General features: G+C 42.4%; 1 protein-coding gene. It reads right to left on the bottom strand.

Going from position 1 to position 255, the window contains the following annotated elements:
- Positions 1-30: 30 nt before the first annotated feature.
- The coding region (locus SB775_RS31595; RefSeq protein WP_410865233.1) for a helix-turn-helix transcriptional regulator at positions 31-255 on the bottom strand (225 nt) is incomplete at its 5' end.

The raw sequence follows: 255 nt of genomic DNA, 5'->3' as shown, positions 1-255 counted from the left end.
GAGGTGTACTGAGACAATGGTCGCAGTTAATCAATGTCGTATCCTAAACTCAAATAAATCGTCAATCTTGCATCCTAAAGCCATAGCGATCTTCGCTGCTGTTTTAATGCGGATGTCTACAGGCTGATTAATTATTTGAAAGATGCTTTGTGGTGTCAAGCCAGTGGCACGTGCCAAGTCAGCCTGTGTCCAGTTTTTTTCCTTTAGAAGCTTAGGAATATGGCATTGCCCGATCTCTACATTTAACATCGGACA

The sequence above is a fragment of the Peribacillus sp. SIMBA_075 genome (assembly GCF_046534585.1).
The sequence above is the reverse complement of the archived record's forward strand: the minus strand, read 5'-3'. Positions and strand labels throughout refer to the sequence as shown.